Source organism: Providencia sp. Me31A, from assembly GCF_050487165.1.
Lineage (GTDB): Bacteria > Pseudomonadota > Gammaproteobacteria > Enterobacterales > Enterobacteriaceae > Providencia.
In genome coordinates, this window is record NZ_JBKQGZ010000017.1 from 90,616 (window position 1) to 110,836 (window position 20,221).

Annotated in this window: 15 protein-coding genes; 7 read left to right on the forward strand and 8 right to left on the reverse strand. The window is 41.4% G+C overall.

Annotated features, from left to right (window positions below; genetic code table 11):
• Positions 1 to 123: 123 nt before the first annotated feature.
• The gene (locus ACLPIE_RS14985; RefSeq protein ID WP_430262584.1) at positions 124 to 1,275 is read right to left on the reverse strand and encodes a 3-phenylpropionate MFS transporter; all 1,152 of its coding nucleotides are present in this window, start codon (positions 1,273 to 1,275) and stop codon (positions 124 to 126) included.
• Positions 1,276 to 1,354: 79 nt separating this feature from the next.
• Positions 1,355 to 2,608 (reverse strand): serine hydroxymethyltransferase, encoded by a 1,254-nt coding sequence (glyA, locus tag ACLPIE_RS14990; protein ID WP_430262585.1) that lies wholly within the window; start codon positions 2,606 to 2,608, stop codon positions 1,355 to 1,357.
• A 462-nt stretch (positions 2,609 to 3,070) separates the two neighbouring features.
• On the opposite strand from glyA, the gene hmpA reads away from it, so the two are divergent.
• Positions 3,071 to 4,270, forward strand: a complete 1,200-nt coding sequence (gene hmpA, locus ACLPIE_RS14995; protein ID WP_430262586.1) for an NO-inducible flavohemoprotein — start codon at positions 3,071 to 3,073, stop codon at positions 4,268 to 4,270.
• A 180-nt stretch (positions 4,271 to 4,450) separates the two neighbouring features.
• On the opposite strand, the gene glnB is transcribed toward hmpA, so the two are convergent.
• The 5 genes from glnB to ACLPIE_RS15020 all read right to left on the reverse strand — a co-directional run bounded on the left by glnB (position 4,451) and on the right by ACLPIE_RS15020 (position 10,106).
• Positions 4,451 to 4,789, reverse strand: a complete 339-nt coding sequence (gene glnB, locus ACLPIE_RS15000; protein ID WP_004912721.1) for a nitrogen regulatory protein P-II — start codon at positions 4,787 to 4,789, stop codon at positions 4,451 to 4,453.
• Positions 4,790 to 4,801: 12 nt separating this feature from the next.
• A complete protein-coding gene (locus ACLPIE_RS15005; RefSeq protein WP_430262587.1) occupies positions 4,802 to 6,424 on the reverse strand; it encodes an NAD+ synthase in 1,623 nt (540 codons plus the stop codon).
• An 88-nt stretch (positions 6,425 to 6,512) separates the two neighbouring features.
• Positions 6,513 to 7,853, reverse strand: coding sequence for a two-component system response regulator GlrR (gene glrR / locus ACLPIE_RS15010; RefSeq protein ID WP_430262588.1), 1,341 nt, complete (start codon positions 7,851 to 7,853; stop codon positions 6,513 to 6,515).
• Positions 7,840 to 8,667, reverse strand: a complete 828-nt coding sequence (gene qseG / locus ACLPIE_RS15015; protein ID WP_430262589.1) for a two-component system QseEF-associated lipoprotein QseG — start codon at positions 8,665 to 8,667, stop codon at positions 7,840 to 7,842. Before qseG ends, glrR begins: the two co-directional genes overlap by 14 nt.
• Positions 8,667 to 10,106 (reverse strand): sensor histidine kinase, encoded by a 1,440-nt coding sequence (locus ACLPIE_RS15020; protein ID WP_430262590.1) that lies wholly within the window; start codon positions 10,104 to 10,106, stop codon positions 8,667 to 8,669. The genes qseG and ACLPIE_RS15020 overlap by 1 nt, the downstream gene beginning before the upstream one ends.
• A 994-nt stretch (positions 10,107 to 11,100) precedes the next feature.
• Here ACLPIE_RS15020 and ACLPIE_RS15025 point away from each other — a divergent pair.
• From ACLPIE_RS15025 to fbpC, 6 genes are all read left to right on the forward strand, one after another.
• Positions 11,101 to 11,727: a response regulator gene (locus tag ACLPIE_RS15025; protein ID WP_430262591.1), complete on the forward strand. Its 627-nt coding sequence runs from the start codon at positions 11,101 to 11,103 to the stop codon at positions 11,725 to 11,727.
• Between the two features lie 7 nt (positions 11,728 to 11,734).
• A complete protein-coding gene (locus ACLPIE_RS15030) occupies positions 11,735 to 13,261 on the forward strand; it encodes an MASE1 domain-containing sensor histidine kinase (protein WP_430262592.1) in 1,527 nt (508 codons plus the stop codon).
• A gap of 106 nt (positions 13,262 to 13,367) precedes the next feature.
• The gene (gene uhpC, locus ACLPIE_RS15035; RefSeq protein WP_430262593.1) at positions 13,368 to 14,693 is read left to right on the forward strand and encodes an MFS transporter family glucose-6-phosphate receptor UhpC; all 1,326 of its coding nucleotides are present in this window, start codon (positions 13,368 to 13,370) and stop codon (positions 14,691 to 14,693) included.
• A gap of 14 nt (positions 14,694 to 14,707) precedes the next feature.
• A complete protein-coding gene (locus ACLPIE_RS15040; RefSeq protein ID WP_430262594.1) occupies positions 14,708 to 15,739 on the forward strand; it encodes an ABC transporter substrate-binding protein in 1,032 nt (343 codons plus the stop codon).
• A 139-nt stretch (positions 15,740 to 15,878) separates the two neighbouring features.
• Complete coding sequence (locus ACLPIE_RS15045; RefSeq protein WP_430262595.1) at positions 15,879 to 17,957, forward strand: ABC transporter permease; 2,079 nt, start codon at positions 15,879 to 15,881, stop codon at positions 17,955 to 17,957.
• Positions 17,958 to 17,973: 16 nt separating this feature from the next.
• The gene (gene fbpC / locus ACLPIE_RS15050) at positions 17,974 to 19,023 is read left to right on the forward strand and encodes a ferric ABC transporter ATP-binding protein (RefSeq protein WP_430262596.1); all 1,050 of its coding nucleotides are present in this window, start codon (positions 17,974 to 17,976) and stop codon (positions 19,021 to 19,023) included.
• Positions 19,024 to 19,137: 114 nt separating this feature from the next.
• Here the strand turns inward: fbpC and ulaG are convergent, their stop codons facing one another.
• Complete coding sequence (gene ulaG / locus ACLPIE_RS15055; RefSeq protein ID WP_430262597.1) at positions 19,138 to 20,205, reverse strand: L-ascorbate 6-phosphate lactonase; 1,068 nt, start codon at positions 20,203 to 20,205, stop codon at positions 19,138 to 19,140.
• Positions 20,206 to 20,221: the final 16 nt, after the last annotated feature.

Sequence of the window (20,221 nt, forward strand, 5' to 3'; positions counted from 1 at the left end):
TAGTGTGGGTATTTTGCTTTTTAGAAAAAGACTGTAACTGCTTTAATAAAAAATCATTCTTTTATCTAACAATTATTAATCGCTTTATTATTAATAGAATCAACTAAATTGGCTCTAGAAAATTTAAGATTGTGCAACAATTTTAGGGCGAATAAATAATGCAGGAACTGCAAGTAGAGCCATCAAATAGAACACGACGCCATGATGAGCAGGAACGCGTTCATAAATATAACCCACGATGATGGTTAATACGGCTAATCCCCCACCCGTAGCTAGAGCTGAATAAACCCCTTGTAGTGGAATAATTTCATTTTCTTTACGTGCACTAATAAAACGCATAGCCGCAAGGTGACAAATGGTAAAAGTCCCACTGTGAAGAATTTGCACCACGATTAATACCGGTAGTGCAGTAAACGCGCCCATCAAGCCCCAGCGGATAATGCCACAAAAAGCGGATAACAATAATAGGTTACGAGCACTCCAACGTCTAAATAAACGATGGCTTAACATAAAAACAATCACTTCAGCGACAACACCGAGCGACCATAAATTACCTATCACTAAATCGGAATAGCCAGCCTCTTTCCAAAATAGAGAAGCAAAACCATAATAAGCGGCATGCGCCCCTTGCAATAACGTTACACAAATCAAAAACCTAACGACGTTCTTATCTGCAATCAGTTGCTTGAATGTCACTTTGTTGCCATTATCGGCTTTAGCGACTCCCGCTGGCATGATTTCTGGCCTTAACATTGCCCCCAACAATAAGGCTAAACAACTGATCACCAGCGCAATCATAATGGATTTATGGCCCCAGACACCCGCTAAATAGCCCATTAATGAAGACCCAATAATAAAGGCTATCGACCCCCAAACGCGGATTTTACCGTAATCAAATGTAAACTGCTTTTGCCATGTCCCTGCCAGTGAATCCCCTAATGGAACCATTGGAGCAAAAAATAAGTTAAAACCAATCATCACAAAGAGTAACCATGCCCAATGTGAACCAAAGGCAAAGCCAATTGAAAAGATTAAGGAAGCTGCGGCTAACAACCGCAATGCTGTAATTAACTTAGAAGGCTCTTTAACTAATGGCGTGATAAACATCGCACCAAGAAAACGAGCTGCTAGGCCAACTCCAAGCAAAACACCTATCATTTCGGCATCAATACCCTCACCTTGTAGCCAGACTGACCAAAATGGCAAGAAAATACTGTAAGCAAAAAAATAGGTAAAATAATCAATTGCTAGCCAGCGCGTTGATGGAATGACCATCCCTCCTCCCTTTTTTCGATGCAAAAAACCCGCTTATACAAAGTGTAGAAGCGGGTTTTGATAACTAATTATTTTTAATTTATGCGTAAACTGGGTATTTTTTGCAAATTGCTAATACTTTTTGTTTCACGCTCTCAATGGTCGCTTCGTCATTGAGGTTATCTAGAATATCACACATCCAGCCAGCTAGCTCGCGTGCTTCTGCTTCTTTGAAACCACGACGTGTAATAGCAGGAGAACCTATACGTACACCTGACGTGACAAATGGGCTCTTTGGATCGTTAGGAACGCTGTTTTTGTTAACAGTAATATTCGCACGACCCAATGCAGCATCGGCATCTTTACCTGTAATATTTTTGTCAACTAAATCAACTAAGAATAAATGGTTTTCAGTACCACCAGAAACGACTTTATAGCCGCGTTGTTGGAAAATTTCTACCATCGCTTTCGCATTTTTCGCAACTTGCTGTTGGTAAACTTTAAACTCTGGCTCCATTGCTTCTTTTAGAGCAACCGCTTTACCTGCAATAACATGCATTAAAGGGCCACCTTGAGAACCAGGGAATACGGCTGAGTTGATTTTTTTGTATAACTCTTCGTCGCCACCTTTAGCTAAAATCAATCCACCACGTGGACCCGCTAAAGTTTTGTGCGTTGTTGTTGTCACCACATGTGCATGAGGAACTGGGTTTGGATAAACACCCGCAGCAATCAGGCCGGCAACGTGAGCCATATCAACAAATAAATAAGCGCCAATACCGTCTGCGATTTCACGCATTTTTGCCCAATCAACCACGCCTGAGTATGCAGAGAAACCACCGATAATCATTTTTGGTTTGTGTTTTTCAGCTTGCGCTTTGATATCGTCGTAGTCAATTTTACCGCTTTCATCGATACCGTAAGGCACGATGTTGTACAATTTACCAGAGAAGTTTACAGGTGAACCGTGCGTTAAGTGGCCACCGTGTGCAAGGTTCATACCCAGAACGGTATCACCTGGTTGCAACAGTGCCATATAAACCGCTGCGTTCGCTTGTGAACCTGAGTGTGGTTGTACGTTCGCGTAATCAGCACCGAATAATTCTTTTGCACGGTCAATCGCTAGTTGCTCAACCACATCAACGTACTCGCAGCCGCCATAATAGCGCTTACCCGGATACCCTTCGGCATATTTATTAGTTAGCTGAGAACCTTGAGCCTGCATGACTCGTGGACTGGTATAGTTTTCAGAAGCAATTAATTCAATGTGTTCTTCTTGACGTTGTACTTCTTGCTCCATTGCTTCCCATAGTTTTGGATCATAGTCTGCAATATTCATTTCACGCTTTAACATTCGCTTCTCCTGCCTCAGCAATTCAATAGGTTGAAAATCGATTCATCGCAATGACACACAGTGTAAACTCTTTTTCCTTATTGAGATAGCCCTAAAGAAAAAATATACGCAAACGATTGCATTAATTTTTTTCATTTCAATTTGCTTCTGCCACCCTCCATATAAAATAGCCTAAATTTAAATTTTAAACGTACGAATAGCTGGATTTGTTACACCCTTCTCATTATGTGCCTATTTCCCCCATATTTTATGTGTTTGAGTATTTACAGAAACACGTAAATATTATAAGTTGTATTTAAAATGCATGTTTATAAATAAACTTTATGTTCTTCAAAAAAAGATTGTTTATTACAACTTAATGGCTCTACTCCAATGAAAATAAAATGTTATTTATCATCATAGGAAAAATAGACCGCGATAATAAGCATCAAAGGAACATGAAAATAATTCAGGAGCACTTGTATGTTAGATAGCCAAACCATCGCCATTGTTAAATCCACTATTCCCGCTATTGCAGAGACGGGACCAAAGCTTACTGCTCATTTTTATGACAGAATGTTTAAACAGCATCCTGAATTAAAAGATATCTTTAATATGACCCACCAAATGAATGGCGATCAGCGTGAAGCATTGTTCAATGCTATCTGTGCGTATGCTGTTCACATTGAAACACCAGAAGCACTGATTAGCGCGGTTGAAAAAATCGCACAAAAGCACGTTAGCCTGAATATCAAACCTGAACATTACCCTATCGTTGGCGAAAATTTGTTGGCTGCAATTGATGAACTTCTCAACCCAGGTCAAGAAGTGCTTGATGCGTGGGGCCGAGCTTATGGGGTACTTGCTGACATTTTCATCGGTCGTGAAGCGGCCATTTACCAAGAAAATAAAGAAAAGTCAGGGGGATGGGATGGGCTGCGTGAATTTAAACTGAAACAAAAACAACCACAGAGTGATGTTATCACTAGCTTTGAGTTTGTGCCTGTTGATGGAAAACCTGTTGCTGATTATCTACCCGGCCAATACATTACAATTTATGTAAATGATGATCAATTTGAAAACCAAGAGATCCGCCAATACTCACTCACTACTTCACCAAATGGCCATAGCTACCGTATTGCTGTAAAGCGTGAAGACCAAGGTGCCGTTTCGAATTTCTTACATCAAAAGTTAAATGAAGGGGATAGCGTGCAACTCGCGCCTCCATGTGGGGATTTCTTTATCAATGTTGATAATACAACGCCAGTGACACTTATTTCAGCAGGTGTTGGTTTAACCCCGATGTTAAGTATGTTAAATCACCTCACAGAGCAAGGCCATGATGCTCAAGTTAACTGGTTACATGCGGCAGAAAATGGTGCTGTCCACGCTTTTAGCCATGAAGTTCAACAGTTAATGGCAAAACAAAAAGCGGGCAAGTCCGCGATTTGGTTTAATCAACCTAGAGAAGAAGATCGCCTAGGCTTTGATTATCAATGCCAAGGTCTCATGAATTTAGAGCAAGTCAGTGAATGGATTAAACAACCTAATATGCAGTTTTACTTTTGCGGCCCAATTGGCTTTATGCAGCACGTTGGTAAGCAATTAATTGCTATGGGTATCTCTCCAGAAGCTATTCACTATGAGTGTTTTGGCCCACACAAAGTATTGCCACTTAATTAATTGAAAAAATGCTCTTCTGCAAAGAAGAGCATTCCATAAAACTCACCAGCCAAAGTAACTTGCTTTAATGGTTTGGTCGTTATAGTTTTTTAACAATTTAGCGGTAACGGGCTCGCATAATAAATACACTGTTCTAATCCCATTCCTGTGTATTTTCCGTTACCGCTTTTTCAATTTATTTTAAATCGCTTCTTCGTCTTGCTCACCGGTACGAATGCGGATCACACGAGCGACATCATAAACAAAAATTTTGCCATCACCAATTTTACCAGTTTGTGCAGTTTGCATAATGGTCTCGACACAGTTTTCAACAATGTCATCTGGAACAACAATTTCAATTTTGACTTTAGGCAAAAAGTCGACCATATACTCTGCACCACGGTAGAGTTCAGTATGCCCTTTTTGGCGACCAAAACCTTTTACTTCAGTCACGGTCATTCCTGTAATACCGACTTCGGCTAATGCTTCTCGAACATCATCAAGTTTGAATGGCTTTATAATTGCATCAATTTTTTTCATAAATAATTCCTGTTATGACCAGTTTTTACGGCCAAAACCTGAGGTGATCGGATAACGGCGATCTTTTGTGAAATTACGCATAGTAATACGTGGGCCAACCGGAGCCTGACGACGCTTATATTCATTAATATCAACAAGACGCACAACTTTACGCACCACATCTTTATCAAAACCTAATTTGATTAGGTCATTAACAGATAAATCTTTTTCTACATAACCTTCTAATAATGCATCTAGCACATCATAAGGTGGCAGACTGTCTTGATCTAACTGACCCGGTGCGAGTTCCGCTGAAGGCGGTCTATCAATGACACGTTGTGGAATCGCGGGAGATAGTGTATTTCGATATTTAGCCAGCTCAAAGACAAGGGTTTTAGGCACATCTTTTAAAACATCAAACCCGCCCGCCATATCACCATACAACGTTGAATAGCCAACAGCTGACTCACTTTTATTACTGGTTGTCAGTACCAAACGGCGACGTTTATTTGACATCGCCATTAAAATAACGGCTCGGCAACGTGCTTGTAAGTTTTCTTCGGTTGTATCAACCGCAGTTCCTTCAAACATAGGTGTTAACTGTGCCATAAAAGCATCAAACATCGGTTCAATAGACACAATATCAAACTCAACACCAAGTAAATCAGCTTGTTCTTTGGCGTCATGAATGCTCATTTCAGAGGTATAACGAAACGGCATCATGACCGCTTGTACATGCTCTTTACCAATTGCATCCACCGCAATAGCCACGGTCAGCCCTGAATCAATTCCCCCAGATAGTCCTAAAATCGCGCCATTGAATCCATTTTTATTAATATAATCACGCGTTGCCATCACCAAGGCTTGGTATACCTGTGCAATAGGGTCATTCTCAATAAATAGCCCGCCGTCACTCACTAATGCAAGCTCATCAAATTGCACGGTGATAACCTGTTCTTTAAATTCTGCCAATTTAAAGATTTGTTTGCCTTTATTGGCGATGATTTTAGAACCACCATCAAAGACTAACTCGTCTTGCCCTCCAACCTGATTAAGGTAGACGATAGGCATATGAGTGCGTTGACAATGTTCGACTAATAAATCACTTCTGATATGTTCTTTATGAATGTCATAAGGAGATGCATTAATGGTTAGTAATAACTCAGCTCCTGCTCCTTTAACAGCATCTACCGGTTCGTCATACCAAATGTCTTCGCAAATTAACAAGCCTAAACGGTAGCCTTTGAACTCTACCACACAGCTTTTTTCAGCAGCAGTAAAGTAACGAGGCTCATCAAACACCCCATAGTTTGGTAACTCTTGTTTGAAATAGCGAGCAAGTAATTTACCTTGATAGAAAAATGATAGCGCATTATAGATATCATCCCCTTCATACCAAGGGTGACCTACAATAATCGCTGTCTCTGAACTCGCTTTTTGTAAGCGCTCTAACTGTGCTACGCAGCGGTCTTCAAAATCACCACGGAAAATCAAATCTTCGGGTGGATACCCTGTCAGAGATAACTCTGAGAACATCACAATATCTGTCTGTGATGCTTGTTCACTAACAACTTGCAACATGCGATCGCAGTTGCCTTCGATATCACCAACTAACCAGTTGAGTTGTGCTAGTGAAATATTAAGCTTACGGCTCATAAGGTGTTTTCTCTCCCGGAGCATGAATATGAATAGCCCTATACCACATAATTTAATCTATAAAATTCACGCGGTAAATAATTCTCATTTATTCTTTAAAATCATTGGCTTCTAAATCATGCCTACCAAGTAATTTATAAAATTCAGTGCGGTTTCGCCCCGCCATCCTAGCGGCTTGAGTCACATTTCCTTTAGTCATTTGCAATAGCTTGCGTAAATAATTCAATTCAAATTGGTTACGAGCTTCGACAAAAGTTGGTAATGCGGTATTTTCCCCTTGCAATGCTTGGCTAACCAGTGCTTCACTGATTACAGGGGATGTTGTGAGAGCGACGCACTGTTCAATCACGTTAACTAATTGGCGCACATTTCCTGGCCAGCTCGCTGTGATTAAACATTTCATAGCATCACTTGAAAAACTCCGTACAAAGGGTTTATGGCGAGATGCTGACTCACGTAATAAATGATTCGCTAGTAATGGAATATCTTCAGAGCGTTCATTAAGCGCAGGAATACGTAAATTAACCACATTTAAACGATAATAGAGATCCTCACGAAACTCATTTTTTTCCATCGCTTTTGGTAAGTTACGGTGAGTCGCTGAGAGAATTCGTACATCAATATCAAGATCACGATTACTGCCTAAAGGACGCACTTTGCGTTCTTGTAGCACCCGCAATAATTTGACTTGCAGGGGCATTGGCATATCACCAATTTCATCTAAAAATAACGTCCCGCCACTTGCAGCAAAAAACAAACCTTCTCGACTACTTACTGCACCGGTAAAAGCCCCTTTTGCATGACCAAAAAGTTCAGACTCTAATAATTGCTCAGGTAATGCACCACAATTAATGGCGATAAATGGCTTACGTGCCCGTGGGCTAGCTTTATGGATGGCTTGAGCCAACACTTCTTTACCTGTACCACTTTGCCCATTGATAAGTACGCTCACATCAGATTGTGCCACCATGTGCGCCTGTTCTAACAGACGGATCATAAGAGGACTGCGAGTGACAATACCTGAACTCCATTCTTCATCGCTCATTGGCGTAGATGACAGAGCCAGTGCTTCTTCAATCGCTTTATACAAAGCATCTTTATCGACAGGCTTGGTGAGAAAGCTAAAAACGCCACGCTGTGTTGCAGCTACCGCATCGGGGATTGAGCCATGCGCTGTTAATATGATAACTGGCATGTTGGGATGCGCTTTTTGTATTTCATCAAATAGCGCCATTCCGTCCATTTCATCCATTCGCAAGTCGCTGATCACTAAATCTAACTTTTCTTTTTGTAAGATTTTAAGTGCTTCCGGGCCACTTTCTGCTGTCGTAACTTTAAATCCCTCACTACTAAGGCGCATACCAAGGAGTTTAAGAAGACTGGGATCATCATCAACTAGCAGCAAACTTGCTGATTTACGGTTTGTCATTAGGTGCACTCCCCGTTGCAGTTAAACCTGTCGCATCGCTAGACGGTTGAACGTTTGGAGCCGTCATTTTTTCCCCTTCCACCGTACTTTCAACTTCTTTTTCCGTTTCATTGGTGCTTTTTTTGCGAGATGAAAGCTGACGCTCGATATCTGTTAAGTTTTCTAATTTACGCGATGTTGTACTAAGTTCAAAAGCCAACTTAGCATTGTCTTCTTTTAGGCGATCAAGCTTGCTATCCATTTCTTGTTGTAAACGCTTATAGCGCACGCCCGCATCTGACAGATTAATAATTTGTACTTGTTGTTCACGCCAAAGTTGTAACAATGGACGTACCGCCGTTGGAAAGCTAAGACTATATGTATTGATGCTATCTAGCATTTTTCTGCGTTCTGCCGTGGTTGGGTCGGCTGCATTCAATAAGATGTTTTGTTGAAAGGCCGTTGACCAATCCGTTACGGTTATTTGCGTTGCATCATTTCGTGCTTGGGTTATGTCAACCCTATCAGCACAGTCCATCATACGCAGCCAAAACAACGCATTTTCTCGAGCAACAGGCTCGTCATTATCCCAAATAGTGTCACATGATGCATAACGATAATCAGTAACTTTCACTTCAGGCACAACCACTTGAGATAATGTTTCAAGTGGCGATTGACCATTTTTAGTAACACACCCCGTTAGAAAAAGGGTAAAAATAACTGCGCCAAAATTTACAGCCGTACGCCGCATCGCGTAATAGCTTGCTAGTTTTTGCTTATTTGGCAGTACGTTATGACAAAGTACTGCTAAGAATTCTGTAGACCGATTTAACATTATTCATTCTCTGCTGTTAGCGGCAGTTCAATTCTAAAACAGACATCAGCTGATTTATTAGGGACCAAAGAAAGTTCGCCACCCATTTGTTTGATACAATCTTGTGCGATACTTAACCCCAAACCACTACCTTTAACTGCACCTTTTCTTTGTAATGACCCTTGATAAAAAGGTTCAAATATCATGCTTTTTTCAGAATCTGGGATTGGGGTACCTGTATTTGCCACTTCAATCAGGAGTTTATTGTCTATCCTACGACTAGAAACCCAAATATTACCTGATTCACTACCATAGTGCACCGCATTGGAGTAGATATTATCAATAACGCGACCAAGAAGTGTAGGCTCAGCTAAACAGCTACCTACTTTCAACCTTACTTCAGTTTTAATATTTTTTGCTCTAGCGGGCAAATTATGAGCATTTACAATATCATCAACCAGTTTTTGCAAATCAACTAATTGTGCTTCTGGCGGGTTATCCACCAGCTTGCGGTTATAATCAAGTAACTGTTCAATCAGTTGCTGAAGATGCTTGCTGCTATTATCTAAAATCTCAACAACTTCTCGTTGAGAAACCGTTAACGGCCCAGCGACTTCATCCGCTAACAATTCTGTACCCTCACGCATGCTGGCTAAGGGGGTCTTTAATTCATGGGAAATATGCCGCAAAAATTCATGACGTTGAGACTCAAGCCATGCCAAACGCTCACTGAGCCAAATAATTCGCTGTGCAATAGTCCGCAATTCTCTGGGCCCTTTAAATCGTTCAATATTGCTAGCAAGTGTCCTCCCTGTCCCCAGACGATTAATCATTCGCTCGATAACTTTTACAGGGCCGATGATCATGCGAGTAAATAAAGTCACTAATAGCGCACTTAATAAGAACAAAATCAAACTTTGCCAGCCAAATAATTGGCCTTTATTCGCAATCGCTTTTTGTAATTGCTCCCCACGACTGAAAATAACATCTCGCGTTTCTTGCACTAACTGCGTGTTATCACTCGAAAATTGCTCCAGTGCTTGAATGACTTTATGAGTTGGCTCATTATTTTCACAACTCACTATTTTAAGTTGCTCGAGTGCGTTAGTAAGACCGGAAGTATCCGATTCTTGAGAAAGGATGGTTCGTTGGCGTTCAAGCATCTGCTCATAATCAGCGAATTGCTTTTGATATTGCGTTTTCAGTGTCGCATCTTGCAAAACACAATACTGCCTATAGCTACGCTCCATTTCCAAGGCGAGGCTGCTCATCACCTCACTTCGCCTTGCGTCGAGTAGTGTTGTTTTATTGATATTGGCCGCTTGGTTACTCAACTGTTCAAGGCTTTGATATGCTTGATAAGCTAATACCAGTAATGGTAAAAGAACTAACCAAAATGCCATAACGACTAACTGGCGCAAGGAGCGCGGGAAAAAACGCCATTTACTCAATACATTCATCTCATCCCCATTAAACGTATTTCAATGGTAACAGAACTCCTCGTCATGCGAAAAGCACAATCCAACTTCTGCGCCCCATAGCGTTAAAATCAGACTAAGTATAATGATGAGATAGCAATGAACGTGCCAATCTAGTCAATAAAATTGAGTATTTTCAAATAGGTATATTGGTGATTAGATGGGGGAAAGTTGAAGAGTCAATGATGAGCATAAAATTAGGAAGGCGGAATGAAGTATTGAGCTTCACCCCGCCAGCGATAACAACTTCTATGTAACTTGTTCTATGTAACTTGTTCTATGTGACTTACTACTTTTCTATATGACTATGTCTTTACATTAAAGATAACCATATAGGTGGTGCCTCACTCCACGTGTCGCCCTGTGTTTGATAAGGCCCGAAGGCGAGTATCTGTGCTGTTGGACGGTAGGCACCTTACTTTGGCGTCATTCTTGCTTTATGTGGTATGTACCCAACTAATTATGGACCTACATAATAAATTGAATGAGCAACTGCATATTATTATGCACAACTCATGCCAACCTTTCAAACTATTTTTTATCTAATTGAATATAAACAAAATTTATTTTTAACCGTACGTTAACCTCTTTCCAGTACACGTTATCTGTTTAATACTTTTGCCTAACTGTCGCTAATTTATGACACCCTCAGAGCGCATTTTTTAATTCCTTAAATATCAATTAGATAAATGTCTCCTTTTGACGACAGCTAAATATCTCTTTTGTCGTTGATTTTAGACATGCTATTTTTAACCGTAAGAAAATAAATAATATATCCTGAAAACAATAAGTTGCCATTATCAATTCCGTTATTAGAACACACGCCACCTCTTCATGCCGTCACTGCCGAAAAAAGACTAACTCATACTCTAAATTGGGTTTATCTCTGAATTTTACCTTCTGCTGGTAGCTAATCTTTCTCTATATTGATATAAGATTTCCCAACACCCGACCCATTATATGTTTATAAAGTCGCATGATAAAAATAGCCTTAATTGATGACCATATTGTTGTTCGTTCCGGTTTTGCACAGCTTTTAACCCTAGAGCCCGACATTTCAATTGTTGGACAATATGCCAATGCTCAAGAAGCTTGGCCAAATTTAATCAGCCTCGACATTGATGTCGCCATTATGGATATTTCCATGCCAGATGAAAATGGCTTGCAATTATTGACGCGTTTGCGCCAAAAAAAACCTGATTTTCGCACGATTATTTTAAGTATTTACGATACTCCGGCCTTTGTTCAAAGCGCCTTAGATGCAGGAGCCAGCGCCTATTTGACTAAACGTTGTGGCCCCGAAGAATTAGTTCAGGCGGTACGCTCCGTGCATCAAGGGGGGTGTTACCTCTGTTCAGATGCCATGCGAGCTTTACGTCATTCCCCCCAGCAACAAACCGGCGTTCAAGAACTGACTCCTCGTGAACGTGAAGTGTTTGATTTACTTGTGGCAGGGCTGAGTGTCAAAGTGATCGCTGAGCAGCTTGAGTTAAGCCACAAAACGGTGCATGTTCATCGAGCCAATATATTGGGTAAATTACAATGTGAAAATACCATCGACTTAGTTCATTATGCATTAGAACATAACCTGATTGTTCGGTAGCTTCTAGATGAATAAAAGCCTACGGTTAACACTGCAATCCATTTTTTTGCTTTTTACCTATTCATTATTATGGATTGGATTATGGATTATTGGCTTTTATCTCAGTCAAAATAGTTTTCAAGCAACATTATTTCTCCCTCAAGGTTTAAGACTCGCCCTGATGATCATTCTTTGGCGACGCTATTGGCTAACTTTGTTGCTCAGTGAGGGCATACTTAACCTTTGGTTATCAGAAGAACAACTGTTATTCCAGCCCATTCTATTGCTTTCACCATTACTTAGCCTCGGTGTAGCTTTCGTTATCCAAGGAATTTGGTGGCGATATACATTATATTGGCAGCGGTTGCTTTTATTATTAGCCGGTGTCGCTGCCAATAGTGTCCTGCATGCGTTACTGTTTGGCTGGTTATCCCCCTACTCTATTAGCCAACTCTTTTTGACCACATTTACCGGTGGAATATTATTATCCCCTTTTGTTTATCTTATTTATGAATACCTGCATGAACAGCATTATCAAATGCTACTCGATTACGGTACGCCTGATAAACAATTGCGCACTTCATTAATAGTATGGTGTTTTTTATTTTGTGTGGTGGGGCTCAGTGCCCAAGTCTTTTTCGCCCCTGAAATTGAACGTTTGATTGTTTTATTAGTTTTTATCCCTAACGTTTTTATGGCCTACCGATATGGTTGGCAGGGTGGCGTGTTATCTGCATTATTAGGTAGTTTAATTATTACCTTTGCACGGCAATTTCACGGCGCATTTGCGGACTTAGAAGAGTTAGAGATGTTTTTAAGCACCCAAGCGCTAATAGGAATTGGTCTTGGTATTGCCATTAGCCGCCAAAAGCAGCTTGCCAGTAACTTGCAGCGTTATCGCCAACGCTTGGAGCAAGAACTAAAAGCCCGCCGTGACCTGATGCGCCAACTTGTCCACACTGAAGAAGACATTAAAAAGGCGATTGCCCGCGAATTACATGATGAAATTGGCCAAAATATTACCGCAATTCAAATTCAATCGATGCTTGTGAAAAAAACGGCAGAGGATTCATTGAGCCATCAGGCCGCAAGTCAGATCAATGAATTAGCTCAGCAAATCCACCAATCTACACGGCAGCTATTACGCCAATTACGCCCTCCTGTGTTAAACGAAATGTCCCTTGAAAATGCTCTTAAGCATTTAATTGCTGAGTTTTCATTTCCACAGAATAATATTCAGTGTCACTTTCATTATGGCTTACAAGAAACACCGATAAATGAAACCGTGTTGTTTACACTTTACCGCCTCGTACAAGAACTCCTTAACAATATCAGCAAACACGCAAAAGCCACTCAAATCCACATATCACTTGAGCAATTAGGTGACTCGATCCAGCTTGTTGTTAGTGATAATGGAGTTGGTATTCCATTTAGCAAACGTAGCAGTGGCTTTGGTTTACGCGGCATTGAGGAACGAGTGAGAGCCTTAGGCGGTGACTGGACGCTGACAACGCAAAACGGTACACAAATAAGTGTTAACTTGCCCACATTTTGAGATAAAACATCGTAAAACTAGGAATAATTCCTAGCTCTCTAATACCTTCTCTCATCCTTTTTGTTAAAAACTTGATTACATTTCGCCTAACAAGAGAAACCATCCAATGACAGGTAAAGACACGTTGAGTCTGGATAACAGGTATCGTTTTTGGCGTCGCCGCTTAATGCTATCAATGATTATTGGTTATGCCACTTTTTACCTCACGCGAAAGAGTTTTAACTTCGTGATGCCAGTCATGCAAAACGAATTATTTCTCGATAAAAGTGACATCGGCTGGATAGCGACTTCGTTTTATCTAACTTATGGTATTTCTAAGTTTCTATCAGGAATTTTCCACGATACCACAGGGTACCGTTGGTTTATGGGTGCCGGTTTAGTGATGACAGGGTTACTCAACATCATTTTTGCCTATTGTTTATCGTTTCCAGCGTTATTAATTGTATGGACATTAAATGGTTTTTTCCAAGGTTGGGGCTGGCCACCTTGTGCTCGCATTCTAACGCATTGGTATTCACGTAATGAACGTGGTTTTTGGTGGGGGTTGTGGAATATCTCCATCAACCTTGGGGGAATGTCACTGCCCTTGCTAACCGCATTGTTAGCAACCCAATACAGCTGGCAAATGGCCTTAATTGTTCCTGGCGTCATTGGTGTCATTATTGGCCTTTGGTTGTGTCGTCAATTACGAGGCACACCACAAGAAGAACAACTGCCAAGTGTCGGGCAATGGCGACAAGATCTGTTGGAATTACGCCAAGAGCGTTTATCACCGCCAATGCCAATGTTAGTGATATTAAAAGATGCCATCATTTTTAACCGTATGATTTGGTTATTGGGTTTCTCCTATATTTTGGTTTATCTCATTCGTATGGCGATAAATGATTGGGGAAATTTATGGTTAACGGAAACACATGGCACCAACTTACTCAGTGCCAATGCAACATTATCGCTATTTGAGTTAGGTGGGCTATTAGGCGCAATCTGCTCTGGTTGGGGTTCTGATATTTTATTTCGCGGGCAACGAGCGCCAATGATCCTTCTGTTTTCATTAGGGCTCTGTGTTTCGGTGAGCGCCTTATGGTTAACACCCATTCATCATTACGCTTTATTGGCCGTATGTTTCTTTGCGATTGGATTTTTTGTTTTTGGACCACAAATGTTAATCGGTCTAGCTGCAACAGAATATTGTCATAAAAAAGCAGCTGGGGCGGTAACAGGTTATCTGGGGTTGTATGCCTATTTAGGGGCTGCAATTGCTGGATGGCCACTCTCTCAAGTCATTGCACATTATGGTTGGTCAGGGATGTTTTCCTTGCTAGCAAGTGCCGCGGCTTTGATGGGATTACTGCTAATGCCTCTTTTGATTGCCAATGTCAGCAAACGAGAGCATTTGGTAGGCACTGTTTCACCCTCTGATAATAAAACCTGAATAAAGGACTGACAATGAAACTGAAAACTCTCTCTACACTTGTCGCTGCGGGTTTATCCCTAGCAGCTATTACTACCACTGCAAATGCTGCGGGACGTTTAGTTGTTTACTGTAGCGCCACTAACGCCATGTGCGAAACTGAAACCCAAGCTTTTGCTAAAAAATATGATGTCAAAACCACGTTTGTGCGTAATGGTTCTGGCAGTACTTTAGCGAAAATTGAAGCAGAGAAGCGGAATCCACAAGCTGACGTCTGGTACGGCGGTACATTAGACCCTCATTCACAAGCAGGAGAAATGGATTTACTGGAACCATATAAGTCGCCAAACCTGTCTGAGATCATGCCTCAGTTCCAAGATCCTGCAAAACGTAAGGGGAATTATTCCTCCGCTGTTTACATTGGTATTTTAGGATTTGGCGTCAATAAAGACCGATTAAAAGAAAAAGGATTACCGATCCCAACTTGCTGGAAAGATTTAATTAAACCTGAATATAAAGGTGAAATCCAAATCGCAGATCCCCAAAGCTCGGGAACCGCTTATACCGCATTAGCCACTTTTGACCAGCTATGGGGTAATGAACAAGCCTTTGATTATCTGAAAAAGCTGAATTCAAACATTTCACAATATACCAAGTCGGGTATTGCCCCTGCCCGTAACGCTGCTCGCGGCGAATCAGCAATTGGTATTGGCTTCTTACACGATTATTCATTAGAAGTGGAAAATGGTGCGCCACTTGAGCTTATCGCGCCTTGTGAAGGTACTGGCTATGAAATCGGTGGGATCAGTATCCTGAAAAATGCACGTAATATGGATAACGCAAAACTGTTCGTTGATTTCGTATTATCGAAAGAAGCTCAAGAATTAAGTTGGAAAGAAGGTAAATCTTATCAGATCTTAACCAACACAACGGCGGAGTCCTCTCCTGTTTCATTAAAACTCAATGAGTTGAACCTAATTAATTACGATATGGATAAATACGGTGATGCTGATGTCCGTAAAAACCTTATCAATAAATGGGTTACTGAAGTCAAAATGAGCAAATAGCCATTAAGTGCGGTACTCAAACGCCGCACTGAGCACTTACTTAACTAAAATAAAAATCAATTTAATTAAGCTTCGAATTATTTCAATTGTTACTTCTCAATGAGGTAGTAAGCAAAATATGACGAGCTTAGGGGGAACTATGTCTCAAACCCTAACCTTATCAACTCCAACCAAAAAGGATAGTATATTCCTTTGGCTGCTGGTTGCTTGGCTAGGTTTCGCGTTGCTGCCTTCTTGGAGCCTAGACTATGGCGTACTTGACTCAACACAAGACGAAATCATAGCGGCTTATGGTTGGAGCAGCCTAAACATTAGCTGGCTTTGGTGTTTATTGCCTTCTATTTTATTTATTCGCCCGCTAACACCTGCGGATCGTTATCATAAAACTCGTCATTATTTCGATATTGGTATTGCGGCTGTCACTGCCGTGACGGTGATATTAACCTCTTATTTTGAAGGTAAAGGGTTAGGCTACTCAACTATCGTGCTGTTTATAGCGCTTGGCATGATAATAACATTGGCGTTAACCCGCCTTGAGTGGCTCGGTGGAGACCAGTTCGTTATTGGGTCGCTGATCACCGTTGTTGCGTTGATAGCCCTATTCATTGTGTTTCCAAGTGTCGCTATCTTCATACCGATGTTTACTGATGGAAATGGGGATTTTGCACCATTTGCCTTTGTCGCCATTTTAACACAATCGCATATTGTCCAAGTTATTATTAACTCCGTATTTTTATCGTTAGCCGTCGGTGCGGGTTGTACGTTCTTTGGCTTAATTTTAGCCATTTATACCTCGCGCATCGCTAAACGTTCCGCCATCCTTGGTCGCGTTTTTTCTATTTTACCTATTGTCACCCCACCATTTGTTGTTGGGCTAGGGGTCACGTTGATGATGGGCCGCTCGGGTTATATTACCGAGTTCCTTGCCGCCTATATGGGTCTTGAGAACACTAACTGGCTGTATGGCTTTACGGGGATTTGGTTAGCCCAAGTGCTGGCATTCACTCCTATGTCATTCATGATCCTAGATGGTGCGATTAAAACTATTCACCCATCTTTAGAAGAAGCGTCTTATACTTTACGCGCAAATCGCTACCAAACTTTCTTTAATGTGTTTATGCCATTATTGAAACCTGCTTTGGCAAACGCATTTTTAATCGTCATCGTACAATCACTGGCTGACTTTAGTAACCCGTTAGTTTTAGGCGGTAACTTCGACGTACTGGCAACACAAATTTACTTCTATATCACGGGTTCGCAGCTGGATTATCAAGCCGCGAGTACCTTGGGGGCATCATTATTAGTGTTCTCACTATTAGTGTTCTGCGTTCAATACATGTGGATAGGCAAACGCTCCTATGTCACCGTGTCTGGGAAATCTTACCGTGGTGATGTCCAGCCGCTACCAACGTCATTAATTGCCACCGTGACTACCTTCTTAGCTATCTGGGTTGCATTTAACGTCTTGTTATACGGCAGTATTTTCTACGGTAGCTTTACCGTTAACTGGGGTGTCGATTACACCTTAACTTTCGATAATTTCATCAAATTATTTGGTCAAGGTATGAGCGATGGTGCGTGGCCATCATTGTTAGATACCCTTCTATATGCAGGTATCGCAGCGCCTATCACCGCTATTCTTGGCTTGCTTATCGCTTATATTGTGGTTCGCCAAGACTTCCGTGGTAAAAAGACGATTGAATTTACCACTATGCTGTGCTTTGCCGTACCGGGAACTGTTGCTGGGGTGTCATACATATTAGCCTTTAATGACTCACCGTTTTATTTAACGGGGACTGCCGCTATCGTCATTATTTCAATGACGATGCGTAATGTTCCTGTCGGTATTCGTGCAGGTATTGCAGGCTTAGGCCAAATAGATAAATCGTTAGATGAAGCGTCACTCAGCTTAAGGGCGGGGTCAATGCGCACCATCTTCTTTATCTTACTGCCACTGTTGCGCCCCGCCATTCTATCCGCGTTGATTTATAGCTTTGTCCGTGCAATCACCACGGTTAGTGCGATTGTATTCTTAGTGACTCCTGATACTCGCGTCGCAACCGCCTATATTTTGAACCGTGTAGAGGACGGAGAATATGGTGTTGCCATTGCCTATGGCTCAATCCTCATTGTCGTCATGCTGGCAATTATTTTCTTATTTGACTATTTGATTGGCGAAGCCCGTGTTTCACGCTCCAAAGCCAAAAATGCAGAGTAATCAGGGAGTAACTGATATGACACAACATAATTTTGTTGAATTAAAAAATGTGACTAAGCGCTTTGGCAACAATACCGTCATCGATGATTTAAGTCTTTCCATTCCGCAAGGCAGCATGGTCACCCTATTAGGCCCATCCGGTTGTGGTAAAACCACGGTATTACGCCTAGTGGCAGGGTTAGAAAAGCCTACTGAAGGCCGCATGTATATTGATGGCGAAGATGTTACAGACCGTTCAATTCAACAGCGTGATATTTGTATGGTATTCCAATCCTACGCCCTATTCCCACATATGTCCTTAGGCGATAACGTCGGTTATGGCTTAAAAATGCTAGGGTTACCTAAAGCGGACATTAAAAAGCGGGTTGATGAGGCATTGGAATTAGTGGATTTAGCAGGCTTTGCTGACCGTTTCGTTGACCAAATCTCAGGTGGTCAGCAACAGCGTGTTGCCTTAGCGCGTGCGTTGATCCTAAAACCCAAAGTGTTGTTATTTGATGAGCCATTGAGTAACTTAGATGCGAACTTGCGTCGTAGCATGCGTGAAAAAATCCGGGAATTACAGCAACAATTCAATATCACCTCCTTATATGTCACCCACGACCAAAGCGAAGCCTTTGCGGTTTCTGACATGGTACTGGTTATGAATAAAGGGAAAATCATGCAGTTAGGCTCTCCACAAGCGCTCTACCGCCAGCCAGCGTCAAAATTTATGGCCAGCTTTATGGGGGATGCCAATATTTTCCCTGCTACACTAAGCGCTGATTCGGTGAATATTTTCAATTATTGTTTACCACGCCCAGAGCAGTTCGCAACGGATAAAACGCAAGTAACCGTTGGAGTGCGCCCTGAAGCTATTACACTAAGTTTACAGGGTGAAGATAGCCAACGCTGCACTGTGACTCATGTTGCTTATATGGGACCTCAATATGAAGTCACTGTTGATTGGCATGGTCAATCAATGTTACTGCAAATTAATGCGACACAGTTGCAACCTTCTGTTGGTGAGAACCTTTATTTACAAATTCACCCATTCGGCATGTTTATCTTAAACGAAAACGAATAATTCCTAATTCAATAACCTAAACCGCTACTGATTGTGGCGGTTTTTTCATTATTACATCCAAATAAAAAAGCAGAAGAGCCTCCCCCTTCTGCTTTTCTTAATAAGCTCACTTAATTATAAAAATGCTTTGTATGGCAGCTCCGGTTCATTTTTGAAAATATCGCTAAAGCCGCGGAAATGTTGATAATGCATACGGTCTTTATCGGTTGGATAAGTGTATTTTCCACCCACTTGCCAGAAAAATGGCGCAAATTTATATTGTAGGCGCTCTTTTTTCATCTTCCATAAAACTTCAATTTCACGAGGGTCATTTTGGAAGTTAGCCCATATATCGTGATGGAATGGGATCACGCGTTCACAGTCTAATGACTCCGCTGCGCGTAAAATGTCGGATGAGGTCATTTTGTCCGTCACGCCACGCGGGTTCTCACCATAGGAAAGTAACGCTACATCAATATTGTAACGATTTCCATGAGCCGCATAATAATTTGAATAATGCGAGTCTCCTGAGTGGTAAACAGACCCCCCTGTTGTTTCAATTAAATAGTTAACCGCACGCGAGTCCATACCATCTAGAATTTGCTTGTCATAAGAAGAAACTCCTTGCGGCAATGTCACTAATGCAGTTCGGTCAAATGAATCTAATACGCGGATTTTCATGTCGCCAATGTCAATCACATCACCGACTTTTGCCACCACACAGCGCTCTGTAGGAACCCCCCATTTAGTCCATAAATCGACACACGCTTGTGGACCAATAAATTTAACGTGATCACCACAATTTTGTAGCACCGCCGCGGCAACATTAACATCAATATGGTCTGCATGGTCATGGGATGCCAAAATCGCATCAACTTGCTTTATTGCAAATGGATCAAGCGGAAAAATAGCGGTTCTTAAGTTTGGCTGTAAGGCTTCAACGCCTCCCATGCGCATCATTTGGTGTTGCTTATTCATTAGCGGATTTTTCTGTGTTTTTTTCCCTGTTCCACACCAAAAATCGATACAAAGATTGGTATTTCCTTCACTTTTTAACCAAATTCCAGTACATCCAAGCCACCACATGGAGAAGGTTTTCGGCTCGACTACCGTTTTTTCGATTTCTTCATTTAGCCAAGTTCCCCATTCAGGAAACGTACTTAAAATCCAAGATTCGCGTGTAATTTCATTAACTTTACTCATAGTCATAATACCTTTT

What these genes read in the sequence shown, in the direction of transcription:
- ACLPIE_RS14985 (WP_430262584.1), bottom strand. Translation starts at nt 1,275, where the DNA reads ATGGTCATTCCATCAACGCGCTGGCTAGCAATTGATTATTTTACCTAT.
- glyA (WP_430262585.1), bottom strand. Translation starts at nt 2,608, where the DNA reads ATGTTAAAGCGTGAAATGAATATTGCAGACTATGATCCAAAACTATGG.
- hmpA (WP_430262586.1), top strand. Translation starts at nt 3,071, where the DNA reads ATGTTAGATAGCCAAACCATCGCCATTGTTAAATCCACTATTCCCGCT.
- glnB (WP_004912721.1), bottom strand. Translation starts at nt 4,789, where the DNA reads ATGAAAAAAATTGATGCAATTATAAAGCCATTCAAACTTGATGATGTT.
- ACLPIE_RS15005 (WP_430262587.1), bottom strand. Translation starts at nt 6,424, where the DNA reads ATGAGCCGTAAGCTTAATATTTCACTAGCACAACTCAACTGGTTAGTT.
- glrR (WP_430262588.1), bottom strand. Translation starts at nt 7,853, where the DNA reads ATGACAAACCGTAAATCAGCAAGTTTGCTGCTAGTTGATGATGATCCC.
- qseG (WP_430262589.1), bottom strand. Translation starts at nt 8,667, where the DNA reads ATGTTAAATCGGTCTACAGAATTCTTAGCAGTACTTTGTCATAACGTA.
- ACLPIE_RS15020 (WP_430262590.1), bottom strand. Translation starts at nt 10,106, where the DNA reads ATGAATGTATTGAGTAAATGGCGTTTTTTCCCGCGCTCCTTGCGCCAG.
- ACLPIE_RS15025 (WP_430262591.1), top strand. Translation starts at nt 11,101, where the DNA reads ATGATAAAAATAGCCTTAATTGATGACCATATTGTTGTTCGTTCCGGT.
- ACLPIE_RS15030 (WP_430262592.1), top strand. Translation starts at nt 11,735, where the DNA reads ATGAATAAAAGCCTACGGTTAACACTGCAATCCATTTTTTTGCTTTTT.
- uhpC (WP_430262593.1), top strand. Translation starts at nt 13,368, where the DNA reads ATGACAGGTAAAGACACGTTGAGTCTGGATAACAGGTATCGTTTTTGG.
- ACLPIE_RS15040 (WP_430262594.1), top strand. Translation starts at nt 14,708, where the DNA reads ATGAAACTGAAAACTCTCTCTACACTTGTCGCTGCGGGTTTATCCCTA.
- ACLPIE_RS15045 (WP_430262595.1), top strand. Translation starts at nt 15,879, where the DNA reads ATGTCTCAAACCCTAACCTTATCAACTCCAACCAAAAAGGATAGTATA.
- fbpC (WP_430262596.1), top strand. Translation starts at nt 17,974, where the DNA reads ATGACACAACATAATTTTGTTGAATTAAAAAATGTGACTAAGCGCTTT.
- ulaG (WP_430262597.1), bottom strand. Translation starts at nt 20,205, where the DNA reads ATGAGTAAAGTTAATGAAATTACACGCGAATCTTGGATTTTAAGTACG.